This is a genomic window from Nocardia sp. NPDC059154, assembly GCF_042755705.1.
Lineage (GTDB): Bacteria > Actinomycetota > Actinomycetes > Mycobacteriales > Mycobacteriaceae > Nocardia.
The window spans coordinates 18,473-37,045 of record NZ_JBHZCS010000048.1; the positions used below are offsets into that span (position 1 = coordinate 18,473).

The 18,573-nt window shown below is 64.7% G+C and carries 14 protein-coding genes; 7 read left to right on the forward strand and 7 right to left on the reverse strand.

Annotation, left to right across the window (positions count from 1 at the left end; all coding sequences use genetic code 11):
* The 4 genes from ACFXN1_RS33635 to ACFXN1_RS33650 all read right to left on the reverse strand — a co-directional run bounded on the left by ACFXN1_RS33635 (position 1) and on the right by ACFXN1_RS33650 (position 5,120).
* Positions 1–828 (reverse strand): MlaE family ABC transporter permease, encoded by an 828-nt coding sequence (locus ACFXN1_RS33635; RefSeq protein ID WP_379441461.1) that lies wholly within the window; start codon positions 826–828, stop codon positions 1–3.
* A gap of 50 nt (positions 829–878) precedes the next feature.
* Positions 879–1,775 (reverse strand): MlaE family ABC transporter permease, encoded by an 897-nt coding sequence (locus ACFXN1_RS33640; protein WP_379441432.1) that lies wholly within the window; start codon positions 1,773–1,775, stop codon positions 879–881.
* Positions 1,776–2,748: 973 nt separating this feature from the next.
* A complete protein-coding gene (locus tag ACFXN1_RS33645; protein WP_379441433.1) occupies positions 2,749–3,177 on the reverse strand; it encodes a nuclear transport factor 2 family protein in 429 nt (142 codons plus the stop codon).
* Positions 3,174–5,120, reverse strand: a complete 1,947-nt coding sequence (locus tag ACFXN1_RS33650) for a flavin-containing monooxygenase (protein ID WP_379441435.1) — start codon at positions 5,118–5,120, stop codon at positions 3,174–3,176. Before ACFXN1_RS33650 ends, ACFXN1_RS33645 begins: the two co-directional genes overlap by 4 nt.
* Before the next feature lie 399 nt (positions 5,121–5,519).
* Between ACFXN1_RS33650 and ACFXN1_RS33655 the strand changes: the two genes are divergently transcribed.
* From ACFXN1_RS33655 to ACFXN1_RS33670, 4 genes are all read left to right on the forward strand, one after another.
* Complete coding sequence (locus tag ACFXN1_RS33655) at positions 5,520–6,638, forward strand: acyl-CoA dehydrogenase family protein (protein WP_379441436.1); 1,119 nt, start codon at positions 5,520–5,522, stop codon at positions 6,636–6,638.
* Complete coding sequence (locus ACFXN1_RS33660) at positions 6,635–7,297, forward strand: TetR/AcrR family transcriptional regulator (protein ID WP_379441437.1); 663 nt, start codon at positions 6,635–6,637, stop codon at positions 7,295–7,297. Before ACFXN1_RS33655 ends, ACFXN1_RS33660 begins: the two co-directional genes overlap by 4 nt.
* A gap of 439 nt (positions 7,298–7,736) precedes the next feature.
* Positions 7,737–8,750, forward strand: a complete 1,014-nt coding sequence (locus tag ACFXN1_RS33665; RefSeq protein ID WP_379441438.1) for a lytic transglycosylase — start codon at positions 7,737–7,739, stop codon at positions 8,748–8,750.
* A gap of 35 nt (positions 8,751–8,785) precedes the next feature.
* Positions 8,786–9,007, forward strand: coding sequence for a hypothetical protein (locus ACFXN1_RS33670; RefSeq protein WP_379441440.1), 222 nt, complete (start codon positions 8,786–8,788; stop codon positions 9,005–9,007).
* Between the two features lie 514 nt (positions 9,008–9,521).
* On the opposite strand, the gene ACFXN1_RS33675 is transcribed toward ACFXN1_RS33670, so the two are convergent.
* Complete coding sequence (locus tag ACFXN1_RS33675; protein WP_379441441.1) at positions 9,522–10,526, reverse strand: ABC transporter ATP-binding protein; 1,005 nt, start codon at positions 10,524–10,526, stop codon at positions 9,522–9,524.
* 203 nt (positions 10,527–10,729) lie between these two features.
* Here ACFXN1_RS33675 and ACFXN1_RS33680 point away from each other — a divergent pair, with 203 nt between their 5' ends.
* On the forward strand, positions 10,730–12,052 hold the full coding sequence (locus ACFXN1_RS33680) for a TetR/AcrR family transcriptional regulator (RefSeq protein WP_379441443.1): 1,323 nt from the start codon (positions 10,730–10,732) through the stop codon (positions 12,050–12,052).
* Between the two features lie 248 nt (positions 12,053–12,300).
* Positions 12,301–15,735: a protein kinase gene (locus tag ACFXN1_RS33685; RefSeq protein WP_379441444.1), complete on the forward strand. Its 3,435-nt coding sequence runs from the start codon at positions 12,301–12,303 to the stop codon at positions 15,733–15,735.
* Between the two features lie 151 nt (positions 15,736–15,886).
* On the opposite strand, the gene ACFXN1_RS33690 is transcribed toward ACFXN1_RS33685, so the two are convergent.
* A complete protein-coding gene (locus ACFXN1_RS33690; RefSeq protein WP_379441445.1) occupies positions 15,887–16,552 on the reverse strand; it encodes a TetR family transcriptional regulator in 666 nt (221 codons plus the stop codon).
* A 311-nt stretch (positions 16,553–16,863) separates the two neighbouring features.
* Between ACFXN1_RS33690 and ACFXN1_RS33695 the strand changes: the two genes are divergently transcribed.
* Positions 16,864–17,613: a hypothetical protein gene (locus tag ACFXN1_RS33695; RefSeq protein WP_379441446.1), complete on the forward strand. Its 750-nt coding sequence runs from the start codon at positions 16,864–16,866 to the stop codon at positions 17,611–17,613.
* A gap of 197 nt (positions 17,614–17,810) precedes the next feature.
* Here the strand turns inward: ACFXN1_RS33695 and ACFXN1_RS33700 are convergent, their stop codons facing one another.
* Positions 17,811–18,572 (reverse strand): crotonase/enoyl-CoA hydratase family protein, encoded by a 762-nt coding sequence (locus ACFXN1_RS33700; protein WP_379441447.1) that lies wholly within the window; start codon positions 18,570–18,572, stop codon positions 17,811–17,813.
* Position 18,573 lies beyond the last annotated feature (1 nt).

The window sequence follows — 18,573 nt, forward strand, 5'->3', positions numbered from 1 at the left end:
TCATCCCTTGAAGACCAGTACCGGGCTCAAGCCCCAGATCGCGACTGTCATAGCGAAATTCAGCACCACGATCGCGACCAGGCTCGCTCGGATCGCCCGTCCGGACGCCGCACCGACTCCGGCCGGCCCACCGCTGGCGAAATATCCGTAATAGCAGTGAATAACGGTCACCACCGCGCAGAAAACGAGGACCTTGAGCACCGACGCCATCAGATCGGGAATCGTCAGGAACTGACTGAAATAGTGGTCATACGTACCCGATGGCTGGCCGTGGAAGACCTTGACGATAAGGCCGCCGGTAAAGAAACTGACCACCAACGCCATCAGATACCCGGGCAGCACGATCAGCATGCCGCCGATCAACCGGGTACCGACCACGAACGGAATCGCTTGCAGGCCCATGGATTCGGTGGCGTCGATCTCCTCGGAGATCCGCATCGCGCCGATCTCCGCCGTCATACGGCAGCCCGCCTGCGCCGCGAACCCGATACCGGTGATGATCGGAGCGATCACGCGGATATTTCCGAACGACCCGATGATCCCGGTCAAAGGACCGAAGCCGAGCAGATCCAACGCCATGAACGCCTCGATCGCCACGACCGCACCGACGGCGACACCCAGGAACAGCATCAGGCTCACGACACCGCCGTCGACGATCACCGACCCACTACCCCAGGCCATGCTGTTCATGGTCTTCCACGTCGCCTGCCGGTAATGCCGGATCGTCTTCGGCAGCAGGTAGAACGTCTTGCCGGTGAAGATCGCTACCTGCCCGATTTCACCCAGTGCCCCCGTGACCCCGCGGCCGATCGACCGCAGGGGTCGCATCAACACGGCTGGGACGGGTGCCGGAACATGTTTCGAGGGAGTTGTCATTGTCACGCCAATCCGGCCGGGAAGAACATCATCTGCAGCTGGCTGATGAGCAAGTTCGTCATGAAGATGCAGAACACACTGAGCACCACCGACGCATTCACCGCATTGGCGACACCCTTCGGTCCGCCCTTCGCCTCCAGTCCGCGCAGACTGGCGATCAGCACGACGATTGCCGCGAACACCAATGCCTTCAATACCGAGAACGCCAGGTCCGTCGGCGTTGCGAAGGCACCGAACGACTGCCAGAAACTGCCGGGGACCACATGGTTGACATTGGCGGAAATGGTCAACCCGGCAAAAACACCCGCCGCGACGATGATGATGCACAGAATGGGAGCAATGGCGATCATCGCGATGAACCGCGGCATGATCAGCCGCTCTACCGGGTCGACGCCCATCACCCGCATGGCATCGATCTCCTCGCGGATCGAGCGGGCGCCGATATCAGAGGCGATCGCCGAGGCGGCAGCGCCACTCATCAGTAGACCCGCGGCCATCGGCGCGCCCTGACCGACGACACCCAAACCGCTGGCCGCGCCCGCTAGTGAATTGGCCCCGACCTGGTTCATGATGCCGCCGACCTGCACCGATACCTCGGCGCCGATGGGCACTGCCATCAGCAGCGCGGGCAGCGCCGTAACCTTCAGCAGGTTCCACATCTGGTCCACGATTTCGTACATCGGCAGGCGCATGCGCACCAAATCCACCAGGGCATAGCGAACAACTGCCAGCGCGAGCTCGGCCGATCGACCGATCGTGGCGAGCGAGCGCGTCGGCCGCTCCTTCAGCTGGATGGCCACCCGCGCGAGCAACGCCGGTCCGCGCGACTTCTGTTCATGCACGGGAGCCTGCCCCTGCACCACTGTCGGCGTGACCGGAGGCTGCAGTGTGGTCGTCATCGTGCACGATCCTTCCCCGCATCGCGAGTTGGCACCGCGGCGTGTTGCCGCGGCGACTCTGGGCGAACGCCCTGGTTGATCAGTCGCCGGCGCGGCGACTTCGATATTGCGATTTCGATTCCCATGATTACTCCTGCCCTGCACAGGAATTCGGCGCAGGCTTAGCGTCGAGCCGATACGGGTGTGCTGAACCAGAACGGCAGCGGCGATCGACGGCGATTGCCGTCCCACCCTGCCGTCCAATAGTCCGGGAGATTACAGACCGATTCGACCGCTGCAACAATGCAAGCCGGGTGATTTCGACTTCGATCCTCGGCACCGCGAGGCGACTGCCACTTTCGGTGACGAACCGCTCCCATGCGGGTTCACCGAAATTATTTGGTTCAGACTTGAATCATTATCTCCAGCGCATTCTTGTCAAATATCTGAGCCAATTGCACGGTACCGAACAGGCCACTCGGATGTACCGCATATGTGACCTGCGACTGAACCTCGAGCCGGTGTGCTCGGGATCACTGGGATAGCATAGCCATAACAACGCCGACAGGCAAGGCAATTCGAGATTTGTTGTATCAAATCGTCGGATTATTTAAATTGAGATTGATACTATAAATTATTTTGGCCCGCTACCAGCGAAAACTCGCGACTCAGCTCCATCCGAACCGCGCGAGCGGCAGCATCCTCAGCAATACCCGCGCCGATCCGAGGTCACGAGCCGAGCGGCATCACCCACCTAAAGCGACGGACTGTCTCTAAAGTTGCCTTGGTCGACGTCGCCGACCGCCTCAGCGCGAGCGCGCCTCGAGGCGGCGCTCTGGGCGGCGACCTCGGCGAGCGCCACGCGCCAGACTCCAGGTTGCGCGGTGCGGCGTCCGAGGCGCTGGCGCGGGCCGGCCCGCGTCCTCCTCCGCAACCAAGGCGATTGAAAGACGAAGGCCCGCACCCTGGCAGGGTGCGGGCCTTCGTCCAATCGTCAGTCCCGGGCGGCCGTGGCCAGGCAGGCCGCAGTGTCCCAGTAGTAGGCGCGTATCGAGCGAACCTTGCCGTCGGCGAAGGTCCACAACTCCAGCGCTCCGGACGGCACAGCCCGATCCGATCCTGGTGCGTACCAGTCGAATTCGAGTTGTGCCGCAATCCGGTCACCGTCGGCGACCAGGTCGGCGACGGTCATCCCCGCAGGCCCCACCGGCGTCGGCGCGGACAGTAGCCCGCCGAACATCTTGGCGAGCTTTGCCGCTCCCTTGACGACGCCGCCATAGGGCAGCGATTCCGGCCAGATCACCTCCGTGTCGGAGGTGAATCGGGTGTTGAGGAGCTCGCCCAGGGCATCACCGTCCCGCTCAGCGATGGCCCGGTAGAACTCCCGCACAACGTCGGCGTTGCCGTCGGTCGTATTCGTCATTTCGCCATTTCCTTCTCGGTGGCAGCTACCCGGTGCACGTAATCCTCCGGCTCGAATGTCAAGGTGCGCTTCCAATAGTCGATGTACGTCCACGGGCTGCTGATGACGACCCGGCCCGCCCCGTTGCGGTAGTAGGTTGTCATCCCCGGGTGTACCCAGATGCAGCGCGACAGCGCGTCGTCGAGTTCCTTGTTGTATTCCCAGAAGACATCCGCTCGGACCTCGCTGCTGACCGCATCTCCGGAGATCAGATGTCCGATCACCTGCATGATGTACCGCATCTGGAACTCGGTCGCGATGACCGCACTCCCGCCGTGACCGGCATTGGTGTTGGGGCCGTTGAGGATGAAGAAGTTCGGGAAGTCCGGAACCGTGACGCCGAGGTAGGCGCGCGCGTCCTCCGCACCCCACTGTTCGCGCAGTGTGGCACCCGATTTTCCGCGAATCTCCATGGGCCACAAGAACTGCAGGGTCTTGAAGCCGGTCGCCAGCACGATGACATCGGCCTCGTGCTCGATACCGGACGCGCCGACCAGGCCACCATCCCGCACCTCGGCCACCGAGTCGGTGATCAGCTCGACATCGTCGCGGCAGACCGTGGCGAACCATCCGTTGTCCAGCAGCGGCCGCTTGCCGTAAGGGGGGTAGTCCGGAAGGCATGCGTCCAGCAGATCGGGTCGCTCGGCCAGCTGCTCGGTGATGTACTCGGTCAGGAAGACGCGATGGCGTTCGTTGACCGCATTGATCGACCGCTCGGGATGCGGCCATTCCGGGTCGATCTGCAGCGACGGGTGCAGCCGATCGCTGAAATTCCAGAACATCCGGAGCCGGTACCACGCCGCGTAGAAGGGCACGTGCTCCAACAAATAACGCACATTGTCGGTGACGTTGCGCTGGTAATTGGGGTGCGGCACGGCCCATTGCTTGGAGCGTTGGAAGATCATCACCCGTTCGGCCGCGTCCACGATGGACGGCACGACCTGCATCGCGCTGGCGCCGGTTCCGACGATCGCGACCCGCTTGCCCGTCACGTCGACATCGGGCTGCCACTCGGCGGTGTGCATGACCGGCCCAGCGAAGCTGTCCAGTCCAGGGATCGGCGGAACCGAAGGGCGATTGACCATGCCGACGGCAGAGATGAGGACGTTGGCGGTGTATGTCTGCGTCGCACCATCCGCACCACGAGCCTCGACTCGCCACAGCGCCGCGGCATCGTCGTAATCGGCACGAATCACCTCGGTACGGAACCGGACGCTGTCGCGGACTCCCCCCTCGTCGGCCAGGCCGGAGAGGTAGGAGAACACTTCGTCACGTTTGGCGAAGTAGCGCGACCACTGGGTATTCGGTGCGAAGGCGAAAGAGTACAGGTGGCTCGGAGTATCGACACCACACCCCGGATAGGTGTTCTCCCACCAGGTTCCACCCACCTCGGAGTCCTTCTCGAGCACCGTGAAGGCGACACCGGCCTGCCGTAGCTTGATCGCCGCGCACAGCCCGGACATGCCGGCCCCGATGATCAGGACATGAAAACCCTCCGGAGCCGGGGGCACCTCGACATCGCGTGAGATCAGGCCCATCTCCTCGGCCAGCAGCGGCCCGTATTCGCGCGGCACCGCCTCGGCCAGCGCGACCTCCAGCATCTCCGCAACTCGCTCCGGGGTGAGTTCGACCGGAGTGATCCGACCGGCCCGGTAATCCGTGATCGCCTGCAGCGCTGCCTGCCGGATCTCATCCTGGATCTCTTCCGGCAGACCGCCCGTGTCGTTGTCGTCCAGGGGACGGCCGCGCCGCGGCCGGTACGGTTCGCCGAGCCAGCGCTCCTCGCCTGTCAATTGAGCGAGCACCGTCAGCAGGGTGGGCAGATTCGCTTCGTACAGTGCCGCGTTCAGTCGGTGGTCGACGAACGCCGCGCCGGCGTCCGGCTTCGGAACGGTGTCGGACACGATGTTCCCTCCATGGTCACCCGCCGCTGCGCCATTGCGGACGATTCGTTCCGCGACGGTAGAGACATCACGCAGCGGCTCCGTTCACGGGAGCCGGACAGCGTACAGTCACTGATATTTATGAGTTAGTATGTCTCAAATATAGGGCGAAGAGGATTCATCCGTCAAACACCGCCTTACCGCGAGCGGAAACCCGTTGGCACACCGCCGATCACGGTGTGTCGAACGAGCATGGGTACGACCGAACGTCGGACCGGAACCCGCCCGTTCGCCACCCGACCACGATCGAATCGGCGCCGGCCGGCACCGCCCCACCCGGTGTAGAGTTAACGATCGTTTTCATGATGACCGAATCACTGCTACGTTGGGCACACTGCCGACGCGGGCAAGGAGGACCGGATGCACCGGACAGTTTTCACAGAGGATCACGAGGACTTCCGGGTCCTGGTGCGGAAGTTCGTGGCCGATGACATCCTGCCGGAGTATGCCGACTGGGAGGTCGACGGCAAACCGAGCCGTCGATTCTGGCGGCGAGCGGGCGAACTCGGCATTCTCGGGATCGGCGTGCCCGTCGAGTACGGCGGGCTCCCCGGCTCCTCGTTCCGCCACAGCGTCGTGCTGACCGAGGAAATCCAGAAGGAGTTTGTCGCGCTCGGCGGTCTGCGCGTGCAGACCGACATCTGCATGCCGTACTTCTTGCACTACGCGAACGACGAACAGAAGCAGCGGTGGCTGCCGAAACTCACCACCGGCACGGCGGTCGCCGCTCTGGCCATGTCCGAACCCGGGGCGGGCTCGGACGTCAAGGCAATGGGCACGAAGGCCGTCCGCGACGGTGACCACTACGTCGTGAACGGCGCGAAGACCTTCATCTCGAACGGCGCGGCCGCCGACCTGGTGATACTCGCGGTGAAAACCGATCCGGAGGCCGGGCGTCGCGGCATCAGCCTGCTGGTCGTCGAGGATGGCATGCCCGGCTTCGAGCGGGGCCGCAGCCTGGACAAACTCGGGCTGAAGGCCCAAGATCTGGCCGAACTGTCATTCACCGACGTGCGGGTGCCCGCCGACAATCTGCTCGGCGAGGAGAACCGGGGCTTCGAATATCTCACCGCGAATCTGGCACAGGAGCGGCTGTCGATCGCGGTGAACTCGCAAGCTGCGGCCAAAGCCGTCCTCATGGCAGCGCTCGCCGCTCTGCCCGATGACGTCGGCCAGCACACCAAGTTCGAACTGGCCGCCTGCGCCACGGACATCGAGGCCGGACAAAGCCTCGTCGATCGGTGCCTCGTCGAACTCGAACGCAAGATGCTGACGCCGGCCGACGCTGCGATGGCCAAGCTGTACTGCACCGAACTACAGGGCCGGGTGGCCGACCGCTGCCTGCAGTTGCTCGGCACGAACGGGTATGTCGAAGACAGCAAACTCCGGCGCGCCGTGCTCGACGGCCGGGTGAGCCGGATCTACGGTGGTTCGAGCGAGATCATGAAGGTGATCATCAGCCAGGACCTCGGACTATGACCCCCCGCCCGCTCACCGGCCGGCACGGCGAACGCTCAGCCGGTACGCCGCCGGCGGTGAGCCGGGAGCAGAGGATCCTGGAGGCCGCCGAGAAATTGTTCTCCGAGCGCAGCTTCGATGGTGTCGGCGTGGACGCGATCGGCAAGGAAGCGGGCGTCACCGGCTCGGCAATCTACCGCCACTTCTCGAACAAGGAAGAAATCCTCGCGGTGCTCTTCGATCGGGTCACCGACGCGCTGATGGTACGGCTCGGCGAACCGTCGCACGACCCCCGCGACGAACTGGCGCGCCTCGTCGGCGCGCATGTCGAATTCGTGGTGACCCATCAGCGCCTGGCCGCGATCTGGGCTCGCGAGCAGCGCACTCTCACCCAGGCCAACCAGCGGAACCTACTGCGCCGCCAGCGCCAATACACCGACCGATGGATCACGGCGCTGGACAAGTGCTACCCGGGCCATCACCGCGCCGACCTTGCATCCACAATGCGGGCACTGCATGCGCTCATCACCTCCGACGCGACCCGGCCACCGGGCGGCAACCGCTCCCCTGAACTACAGGGCTTGCTCGCCAATCTCGCACTGGCGGCTCTCGAGGGGCTGTCTCAGCCCCCGGCCGGGCGAGCCACTGAGACAGAACCATTTTTGAGACAATCAGGCTAGTACTTCGGGTTGCATCGAGGGCGCGACGGCCACCAGTAGCCCGCCCACACCGCTCGAGTGCGGGCCGTGCGGCTGGACAGCCCACGCATGCCCCGGAGCCGCGGCTGCGCTACAAATATTAGCCACCTAGTCTCATAAATGACAGGGCCGGCGGGGACCCCCCGACGCCGCCTACCGTAACCCGCCGACGTGGTCACCAACCGGCCGATCGACCACGAGCGCATCTCATCGCCCATGCTCGAGCCCCTTACCGCAGCATTCCTTGCCGCTAAACATTATGTTCATATATGGTGTTCATCACAAAGTCTGAACAGCCTGTATGGCCAAGTCGGCCGTTGCAGCTCAGAGAAGAAGCCGCGGCGCGACCGCCCTGATGGATCGCACGCAACAGAATCCGAAGTCGGTGAGTGCGATGTCGTTTCGTCCAACAACCGTTTCAATGCTCGCCCTGGCCGGGCTGCTGGTAGCGGGTTCGTCTGCCGTGGGCTCGTCGAAGAGCACCGACATCACCACCCTGCCTGCCGCAGTGGCGCAGCCCGCGGCGGCGGCCCCGATCCCCGTATCCGACCCGTCGGTCGGGCTCGTGCCCGCCGCGGTGCCAGAGCCGCTGCGGCCGCACACTGCCCAGGTCGCACCCGCCTCTCCGGCACATATCGACTTCACCGCGCTGGCCGCCGGGCAGCCATCCGTTCCAGATCTCCCCGCCGTGCGAGGGATCCCCGAGATAGCACTGGCCGCCTACCGCAATGCCGAGCTGCGTCTCGCCGAATCCCAGCCGAATTGCGGCCTGACCTGGGACTTGCTGGCCGGCATCGGCCGTATCGAATCGAATCACGCCAACGGTGGCGCGACTGATGCCTCAGGCACCACCTTGTCCCCGATTTTCGGGCCGGCCTTGGATGGAACCCTGCCGGGTAACGAGATCATCGGAAACGCCGCCGGCGGCTATGTCCGTGCCGAGGGACCGATGCAGTTTCTGCCGAGCACATGGCGGGCGTATGCGGACAGGTCCGCGGATCCCAACAACGTGTTCGACGCCGCGCTGGCCGCCGGCAGGTACCTGTGCTCCGGCGGGTTGGATCTACGTGATCCGGCGCAGAAGCTGCGCGCCGTTCTGCGATACAACAATTCGACGGCCTACGCGTCCAACGTGCTGAGCTGGGCGTCGATTTACCGCACCGGCGGGGCCGATGCCGGCGCATTCGCCGGCCTGGTGCCCAGCCCTGAGCCGGCGGACTCGGTTACCCCCGCGTCGCCGACTCCCGCGCCGACCGAGTCGGCGCCGACCGATTCACCCGAGGCCACGCCGACGCCAGAGGCCACACCGGTGCCGCAGCCATCCCAGCCGATGATCACCATCCCTGGTCTTCCCCCAATTCCGTGCGGCATCTTCTGCCCACCGCCTGCAGCCCCGGATCAGGAGCCGGCACCGGCTCCTGATCCGGCTTCCTGAGGGCCGCATTCAGCTGTCCGAGGAGGCGATAGGCCATGACTGCCGAAGAATTGTTCCCACCCGAAGGTGATGTGCACCTGCGGATCTGGCTGTCCGGCGTGGTCTTCGACTACACGGCCACCGCGGCGGCGGTACGCAATTTCATTCACGATTGGAAGCGAAAGCATTGGTGCACAATCGAATTGATCAGGGACACCGACGAGGATTGTTGGTCGCGGCAGCGCCTGCCGTACGAACGATTGTTCCTCGGGCCGTGACCAGCTGCACCAAGCTGCCGGCAGGCCAGGTTGATCAGCGAGTTGCGATCGTGCTCGGACTGCACCGACAGTCGGCTCCGAGTCGATCGACCAACGTCCCGGGCCACAGCGACGCATGCGTCCGCCCGCCGGGTGCCGGGATCGGCGTCATGGCGGCGGCGTCGTAGCAGAAGGTGTAGCTCCATACTTTTCGGTTGCCGGATCAACCGCTCCGGACGAGGAACACCCAGGACCCGTCGCCGCGCCGAGGACCCACTCGGCGCGGCATTGCTGTCCAACGAGCTTTGGAAGCGAAATACGCTCTAGTGCACCAAATTTCGAGCTCAGATGCCGTGCCGCAGCATCCGCGCGGCCTGACTGTGTCCGACGTAGATCCCGGGCGTGGTGCACCGGATCTCGGCACGCGGTGGCGCCGACCGACTCCCCTCTGTCGCCCTCGACCCGTCGGCCGGGCGAATGTCGGTCGACGCGCGGTCGCCGAAAAAGCACCGATCGAGATCTCCTCGATCGGGATTCAGCGCGCGAACACCTCGGTCGGCTGATTCTCGTCCATGCTCTCCCTGATCGCGTCCTGAGCTGCCTGCGGCAGGGTGTGCATGATCTCGCGGACCCGCTCGCGGCGGCGATGCACGCCCTGACGCACCGGCATACCTGGCGTGGCCTTCATCTGCGGGACGATGCCCTCGATCTCCTCCGCGCCACCGTGATGATGACCCGCGTCGACCAGCGCCTGCTCGCGCGCCATCTGCGCCTCGTCCTTCTCCTCCGACATACCGATCGGACCGACCATGCGGCCGTTGAGGAATTGCTTGACCACCGGCTCATCCGACGTCAACAACACCTCACGGGGGCCGAACATCACCAACCGGCGACGGAACAGCATGCCGATGTTGTCCGGCACCGTACGGGCCAGGTTGATGTTGTGCGTCACGATCAGGATCGTCGCGTCGATCTGCGCGTTGATGTCGATCAACGACTGCGCCAGATACGACGTACGCACCGGATCCAGACCCGAGTCCGGCTCGTCGACCAGGATGATCTGCGGATCCAGCACCAGCGCCCGCGCCAGACCCGCACGCTTGCGCATACCACCGGAGATCTCACCCGGCAGCTTGCCCTCCGCGCCCAGCAGACCGGTCAGCTCGAGCTTCTCCATCACGATCTTGCGGATCTCGGACTCGTTCTTCTTGGTGTGCTCACGAAGCGGGAACGCGACGTTGTCGAAGAGGTTCATGGAGCCGAACAGCGCGCCGTCCTGGAACAGCACACCGAACAGCTTGCGGATCTCGTAGAGCTCCTTGTTCGAACACGTGGTGATGTCGGTGCCGTCGATGAAGATCGAACCCTGCTCCGGACGCAGCAGACCGATCAGCGACTTCAGGAACACGGACTTACCGGTGCCCGAGGGGCCGAGCAGCGCACTGACTTCCCCCGGTGGCAGTGTCAGGCTGACATCCTGCCAAATGTTCTGCGAACCAAAGCTTTTGGTCAGTCCGACGGTGCGCACTTCGATGCCCATTGTGGTCCTCCTCGAGGATCGAGATCTTGACTCCGCAGCGCAGCACGAAAACCCAGCCCTATGTGGCGCGCGTTACATTGCACTGTAGGTGGCACTGAACACTTTGTCCACACGTCCTATATGAACTTGCTGTCAGGCATGGACCAGTTCCCCGATACACACCGACCAGTCAGCGTGTCCGGACATCAGCTAAAGTAGCGACGATGGAGCACGACTCGATTGCGCGCCGACGCCCCCGGCAGCACGATGGCCGCAGCACAGCCGAGCTCGCGGTCTTCGCGGCCACCGAGCAGCTGCTACAGGAGTCGTCCCTGCGGGACATCACGGTCGCCAAGATCCTCTCCCGCGCCAAGCTGTCGCGGGCGAACTTCTACCATTACTTCGCATCCAAGTACGACGTGATCGCAGCCATGGTCGCGCGCATGGTCGAGGGCATCGACGCCGGCGAAGGGCCACTGCGCGCCGAACTGAGCGCCACCCGTAAGCCAGTCATGGAGGCCGATCTCCGGCACGCGATCGACATCTGGTCCGAGCACAGCGCGCTGATCTGTGCCGTGATCGAGCACATCCATGTAGTGCCGCAATTGGCAGCTGCCTGGAATCTGATGCTGGACCGATTCGTGTCCACGCTCGTCGAGCAGATCAACCGCGAACGCGAAGCCGATGCCGCACCGGGCGGCGCTGCCGCAGAAATGATCGCCACCGTGCTGGTCTGCGGATACGAGCGCTGCTTCTACGTCGGGGCCCGGTCATACGACAGTCGGCTACCGGATCCCGATGCGGCAGTCGATTCGATCATCGAATTGACCTTCGCGGCCATCTATGGCGATCGCAGCCAAGTCAGTCGGGCGCCGCGCCGCCGGAAACGGCTACCGCAAAGCCGACAGTCCGCCGGATCCGAAACCCGGACAGCAGGCACGGGATCCCCCGCACCCACCCACGGTGGCGGTGATCCCGACACCATGGCGGCGATTCTGCGGGCGACGAGCGAACTGCTCGGCAAGCATTCGATGGATCAGCTGAGTGTCGCCAATATCCTCGAACGCGCCGACATCTCCCGAGCGACGTTCTACTTCTACTTCGGCAGTAAAGACGACGTCTTCCTCGCACTCTTCCACGCGATCGTCGACGGTGTCGTCAGTCGATTCTCGCGACTGGCCGATATCGACCGGGCCGATCCAGAACAGATCAAATCGGTCGTGACCCACACCCTGGATCTCGATCCCGAGAGCTTCGGAGTGCTGCGCAACGCCGTCCACGAGTGGCCGCACCGCCCCCAGCTGCGCCAGGCATACCTGGCCACAATGTCCCAGGTGATCGGCAGCCTCGAGACGGCGATCGAATCCGACCGAGCAGCCGGACTGGCCCTCGAAGGCCCTCCGGCACCGCAGCTGGCGGCCGCGATCATGTGGACCGTGGAGCGCACGATCGCGGGATCCCTGGCGGGCGAAGCGCATTTGGAGGACACCGCAGCCATTGCAGGCTTCCTCGGCGACCTTCTGATTGCCACGGTGTACACGCGCTGACTCCGCGACGGTCCCGTGCTGCTGTCTCCGACAGGGTCCGAAGTAGGCCCCGACGAGCCGACCACGCCGGGTCGCAGCCCTCGGCAGCCACTACGGCAATAGCTATGATCGAGTGGTTGGGGCAAAGGTGCCGCCGTGTGAGGTGATCGTATGGTTTGCTGCCTCTACAGCCGGGTGGCGTCGTGTCGCGGGGAGATTTGGCGAGGTCGTGTCAGCCGGATCCGGCGTAGTGACTGCGAAGTCATGACATGACGGAGATCGACCCCACCGCAACACAGCGCGACATGCAGGTCGGTTCGGCGGCGGAACTGGCTGCGGCCGGGTTCTTCGACGCGGAGGAGATCGGGCGTGGGGGATTCGGTGTCGTGTACCGCTGCCTCGAAGCGTCACTCGACCGCATGGTAGCGATCAAACTTCTCACCTCCGAACTGGGCGGTGAGGAAACCGAACGATTCGTCCGCGAACAGCATGCGCTGGGCCGCCTGTCCGGACATCCCAACATCGTGCAGGTCCTGCAGACCGACATCACGGCCACCGGCCGACCCTACATTGTCATGCCGTTCCACTCGCGCGGGTCACTGGAAAACCGGCTACGCGCCCACGGACCGGTCCCCTGGGACGAGGTGCTGTCGATAGGGGAACGCATCGCGGGCGCTTTGGCTGCCGCCCATGCCGCGGGGACCATTCACCGCGACGTGAAGCCCGCCAACATCCTCATCACCGACTACGACGAACCGCAACTGGCCGACTTCGGCATCGCCCACATCGGCGGCGGTTTCGAGACCACGACCGGCCACATCACCGGCACTCCGGCGTTCACCGCACCCGAGGTGCTCGGTGGCGCCCCACCGAGCCCGGCCTCCGACATCTACAGTCTCGGGGCGACGCTGTTCTGCCTGTTGACCGGGCATGCGGCCTACGAACGCCGGTCCGGCGAAAGTGTCATGGCGCAATTCCTGCGGATAACGACCGAACCGATTCCGGACCTGGTCGAAACCGGGATTCCGCGTGATGCTGTTGCCGCCATCGAAGCCGCCATGGCACTCGACCCGCAGGCACGCCCGGAAACCGCCGCCGCCTACCAACGCCGGCTTCGGGACGCGCTGCGCCGCTGTGCCCCGGTCACCGAACCCGGCCAGTCGGGCCAGGTCGAGCGGGCGACGCCGCAGCCATACGTTCCGCCGCAGCCGAGCCGACCTCGCGAGCACACGGCTCCGCCGGCGGCGCTGACCAAGTTCCGGCCGCCGACCGCCCCCCGCGCCCTCGTGGACCGGCCGCGATTACTGCGAATCCTGCGGGACGGGCAGCAACGTCGGCTGACGGTCATCCACGCCCCGGCCGGTTTCGGAAAGAGCACCTTGGCCGCCCAGTGGGCGAGCACGCTGGCAGCCGAACAGGTTCAGGTCGCCTGGCTCACCATCGATTCCGACGACAACAACGCCGTCTGGTTTCTGGCGCACCTGATCGAGGCGATCCGCCGCGCCCGGCCGACGCTCGGCAACGAACTCGAACAAATTCTGGAGGAACGAGCAACCGATGCCACTCGTTATGTCGTCACCACTCTCATCAACGAAATCAATTCCAGCGGAGACACATTCGCGGTCATCATCGACGACTGGCAGCGGGTGACGAATCCGGATACCCGCGCGGTGATGGGCTTCCTGCTCGACAACGCCTGCGAGCACCTGCACATCATCGTCACCAGCAGAAGCCCCGCCGGACTCCCCCTCAGCCAGATGGGCGTTCGCGATGAACTCGTCGAAATCGATTCCGAAGACCTGCGATTCGACGAGGCGGAGACCAATTCCTTCCTTGTCGATGCCAATCGGCTGCAGCTGACCCCCGGTGACATCGCAGGTCTGCGGGAATCGACCGAAGGCTGGGCGGCAGCCCTGCAGCTCGCGTCGCTCTCGCTGCGCGGCAAGGACAATCCGGCCGATTTCATCGGGCGAATTTCCCGGCACAACTACGCCATCGGCGAATACGTCGCATCCAACGTGCTCGATACGCTGAACCCCGCACTGCTCGACTTCCTGCTGGCGACGTCGGTGACCGAGACCGTGCGCGGTGACCTCGCCGATGCCCTCGCGGGGGTGTCCTGCGGTCAGGAGATGCTGGAGGAAGCCGAGCATCTCGAGCTGTTCCTGCGTCGCGTCGACGATTCGGAATGGTTCCGATACGACCGGCTCTTCGCCGATTTGCTGCGACACCGGCTCGCTCGGCTGGACCCCGACCGGCTCCGGCAGTTACACCGCACCGCGTCCAGCTGGTTCGCCGACCGCAAGATGCTCAACGAGGCGGTCGATCACGCCCTGGCCGCCAACGAGGTGCGAACAGCGGTCGAACTCATCGAGAAACGCGGGCGAGAGCTGCTGGAACGGTCGAAAATGGCGACACTACTCGGCCTCGTCGCCAAGCTCCCACCGGCTTACGCAACGAACAACCCGCGACTGCAGCTACTGGTGGCCTGGGCGAACATCGGGCTGCAGCGGCTGCTGCCGGCCCGCACCGCGCTCGATCTGGTCGATGCCATGCTGGATTCGGGCGTCGTGGCCGAGGCTGACACCGACACCATGCGGACGGAGGTCGCTCTGCTCCGCGCCATCGCAGGGTACTTCGCAGATAGCTACGTCGGCCTCCCGGAGATCGTCGAGCGGCGGCTGCACGACCAGAGTGCGGAAGGCCGGCTCGACTCTTTCTTCGCCACGGTTGCCGCCGACACCGCGTCCATCAGCGCGCTGTACCGCTTCGACTTCGACGAAGCACGCCGCTGGCAGCATTGGGCCGCTCCGTATCACCCGCGCCGCGAAGGACCCTTCGCCGTCGTGTACGGGTACTGCCTGGCCGCAATGGCCGCCTACGAAAAGCTCGATGTCGCGACCGCCGAATCCGAACTGCGTACAGCCCTTGCGCTGGCGCAGACCATCGGGACTCACACCCACGGCGCCCGGCTGGCGTCGGCGTTGCTCGGTGCACTGCGGTATCACCTCGGCGACCTCGCCGAGGCCGAAGCGCTGCTCGACGAAAGCGCCGAGCTGGGACCCGAAGCCGCCCTCGTCGAAATCATGATGGCCGCCTACGCCATCGGGTCCCGGGTCAAGGCGCTACGCGGCGACCTGGAGGCCGCCGTGGCACGGCTGGCGGAGGGAGCCGAGATCGCAACGAACCTCTCCCTGCCCCGGCTGGCCGCACGCATGGTGAACGAACGCGTGCGTCTCGGACTGCCGATCGATCGGCAAGACCATGACGCGCTCGTCCCGCTCCCCCGCTACCGCCGCAAACCGGACAGATTTCACACGCTCGCTGCGGAACTGCAGCAGGAGACGGCGATCCGGCTCCTGCTCGACGAGCATTCCCCCGCCGCGGCCGAGGATGCCTGCGCACGCGCCGAACGTCTGGTGCGTGATATCGCCCTCGCCGACCGCCCCCGGGCAGTGACGGCAGCCCAACTCCTCTGGGCGGCAGCCCTTTCCACAGCCGGACGACTGGATGAAGCGATCACCGTCGCAGTCCCGGCACTCACGCTCTGCGCGGAGCAGGGACTGATCCGCTTCGTAGCCGACGAGGGCCGCGCGCTGCACCCGATCCTGGCCGCCCTCGACGCGGACCCTGCGCTGGCCCCCGAGCTACCACGGCCCTTCCTGCGCGAGACCCTGGCCGCGCCCCGCTTCGACCGGACGTAACGACTGAACCAGTTCGTCGGTCCACAGCCACGATCCGATAGGAACGCGGGACCCGGACACGAGCAGCGACGCCGCACCCTGAGGATCATCCTCCCCAGGTCAGGTGCGCGGACCAAACAATTCATCCTCATCCATCAACGGCCTGATCGGATCAGCGCTCGACGCTCTCCGCTGTGGGCTGCTGCAGTGTCGCCGCGTATCCCGCTATGAGATTGCGCAGCGCCTTGGAGTACGAACCTGGCCTTTCGCGGGCCGGCAGGTAGGGTGCGACAGCTGCGATCCCGGGATACTTCTTCGCTGCGACCACGACGACGAGATCGTCGCCGGCGGTGCCGTCCTGTTGCGCCGCTGCGGCGGCCTCCAATACGGCGGCCCCGATGCTGCAGCTTGCACAGGCCATGAACAGCGAGACGGCGGTCTGCGCGTCGAAGCCGGCCTCGATCAATATCGTGAAGACCGGGTCGGCGACTGCATACACGGTGTCGCTCAAGAATGCTTGGCCTCCGAACAGGCGGGCAACACCGGGGTGGTCGAGCAGGCGGTCGTGGAAGCTCTCGAAGAACGTCTGCAGGGCGTCCTGCCATGGAGTGCCAGGTACCGGGATGGTGATGTCGTCGACCAATGCGGCGGCGGCAACCTGGAGCAGTTCCTCTTTGCTGGCGACATGCCGGTAGGGAGCCATCGGGCTGGTGTTGAGTTCAGCGGCCAGGCGTCGCATCGTGACCGCCTCGATGCCCTCGGTGTCGATGATGCGCAGCGTTGTCGCGATCAGGGTGTCACGATCGATCGCCGCGGGGCGGCCGCGTGGTCTCGGCATGACTCGAATCTAACTGTTGACCTCCGCATGTCAATACAATTACATTGTATCTGACATCGTATCAAAATCATTGAGCGGCACGGACTCAGGGACGCTCGGTAGCCGTCATCGGCGCCGGAATCGGCGCCTGGTCGCCGCCCATGATCTATGCCGGGCCGGGTACACACCCACCGTGTTCAAAGAGCGCGATCGCGTGGGAGAGCACATCTGGACGGAACGCAGGGGCCGACTTCCTCACGCGCATCTCCGTCGCCGGGCCGAGCGGGATCCGGAAAGCCACGGGTACAGCCACAAAGGGCAGGAGAAGGGACATGACAGAACGACAGCAGCGCTTCTGCGTATGGGCCGGGTTCGGTTTCGCGCCGCTCTTTCTTATCGGATTCTGGATAGTCGCCGGATTCATCCCACCCCCCTCGCCGAATTGGGATGCGACCACCGTCGCACATATGTTCGCGGGGAAGCGGAATCGGATCCGCATCGGCATCTGGATTGCGACCGCGGCTGCGCCATTGCTGGCCTTCTACGTCGCTGCGCTCACGCATCAGATCCGTCGCATCGCCGGGAGTGATTCGCCGTTGGCCACTGCACAGACGGTCGCCGGTTCGTGCCTGCTGCTTGAGTTCATCTTCCCGCAACTGGCCTGGCAAACGGCGGCGTATCGCAGTGGACGGAGCGCCGAGATGGTTCAGCTGCTCAACGACCTCGCTTGGCTCCCGTACGTCGGGATCGTCGGTACCGCAATGGTGCAGATGGCGATTATGGCAATCGTGGTCTTGCTGGACCGCCGCAGCGAGCCCTTGTTGCCACGGTGGTCGGCTTACCTATGCATCTGGAGTGCAATCGGCGTTGCCTCGGGCAGCCTCGTGGTATTCACGAAAACGGGACCGTTCGCCTGGAACGGGCTTATCGCGTGGTATCTGCTCTGCGTCTCGTTCTTTGCGTGGATGGTGACCATGACCTGGGGAATGTTGCGTGCGAGCCGTCGGGTGGAAAGTGTTGGGGGCGAAGCGGTTTCAGTAACGATGCAATCGTCGGCGGCGAGGACGTCGTCGGCGCAGTAAGCGAATCATCCACGCAGCACCTGCGCCGGTTGTCCTGCCCCGCATTCTCGCTCGGCAGGACAACCGTGTCCGGGCCGGCCGCCCGTCGCTGGGCTACCCGATCTGCGTCAATTGTGAAGCACACCATCGCCATAGAGCGTGTCCATGCACTCCCGGATCTCGGAGCCTGGCCAGCGGAGCGGTGGGACCGACGACTGTCAGGCACCGGTCCAGACGGGGCGGCGACGTTCGACAAACGCACGAGCCCCCTCGGTCGCATCGTGGCCGTTGAGCACTGGATCCGCCAGTACCGCTTGGCGCGCGAATGCCTCCTCGCGCGACCAGTCCGCCGACTCGTCGAACAGTTGCTTGCCGACCCGCACCGACAAGGGTGCGTTGCCTGCGATCGAACGAGCCAGTACCAGCGCAGCGTCCAGCCCGTCGCCGACCGACACCAGGCGGTTGACCAGACCTAATTCGGCGGCTCGTTCAGCGTCGATCCCCTCACCGGTCAGAATCATCTCCAGTGCGAGGGCGCGCGGAATACGCCGCGGTAGCCGCAATATGCCCCCGCCCACCGGCAGCAGACCGAACTTGACCTCGGGAAGAGCGAATCGGGCACCCGACTCTGCCACTATGAGGTCACATGCCAGGGCCAGCTCGAAACCGCCGCCCAACGCTTGCCCTTGGACGGCGGCCACCATCGGCTTGGTGGGTGGTCGCTCGAGGATGCCGTAGCCACCCCGCCGTTGCGTCACAGGCAACCGACCTGTGGAGTGATACGCCTTCAGGTCGGTCCCGGCGCAGAATGTCTTTCCCACGCCGCTGAGGACTCCGACCACGACCTCGTCGTTGCGGTCGATCTCGTCCACCGCGTCGGCCAGCGCTTCCGCGGTCGGAACGTCGATCGCGTTGTGCACGTCGGGTCGGTTCAGCATGACAATCGCTACCCCGTCCACTATTTCGAACTGGACAGTCATC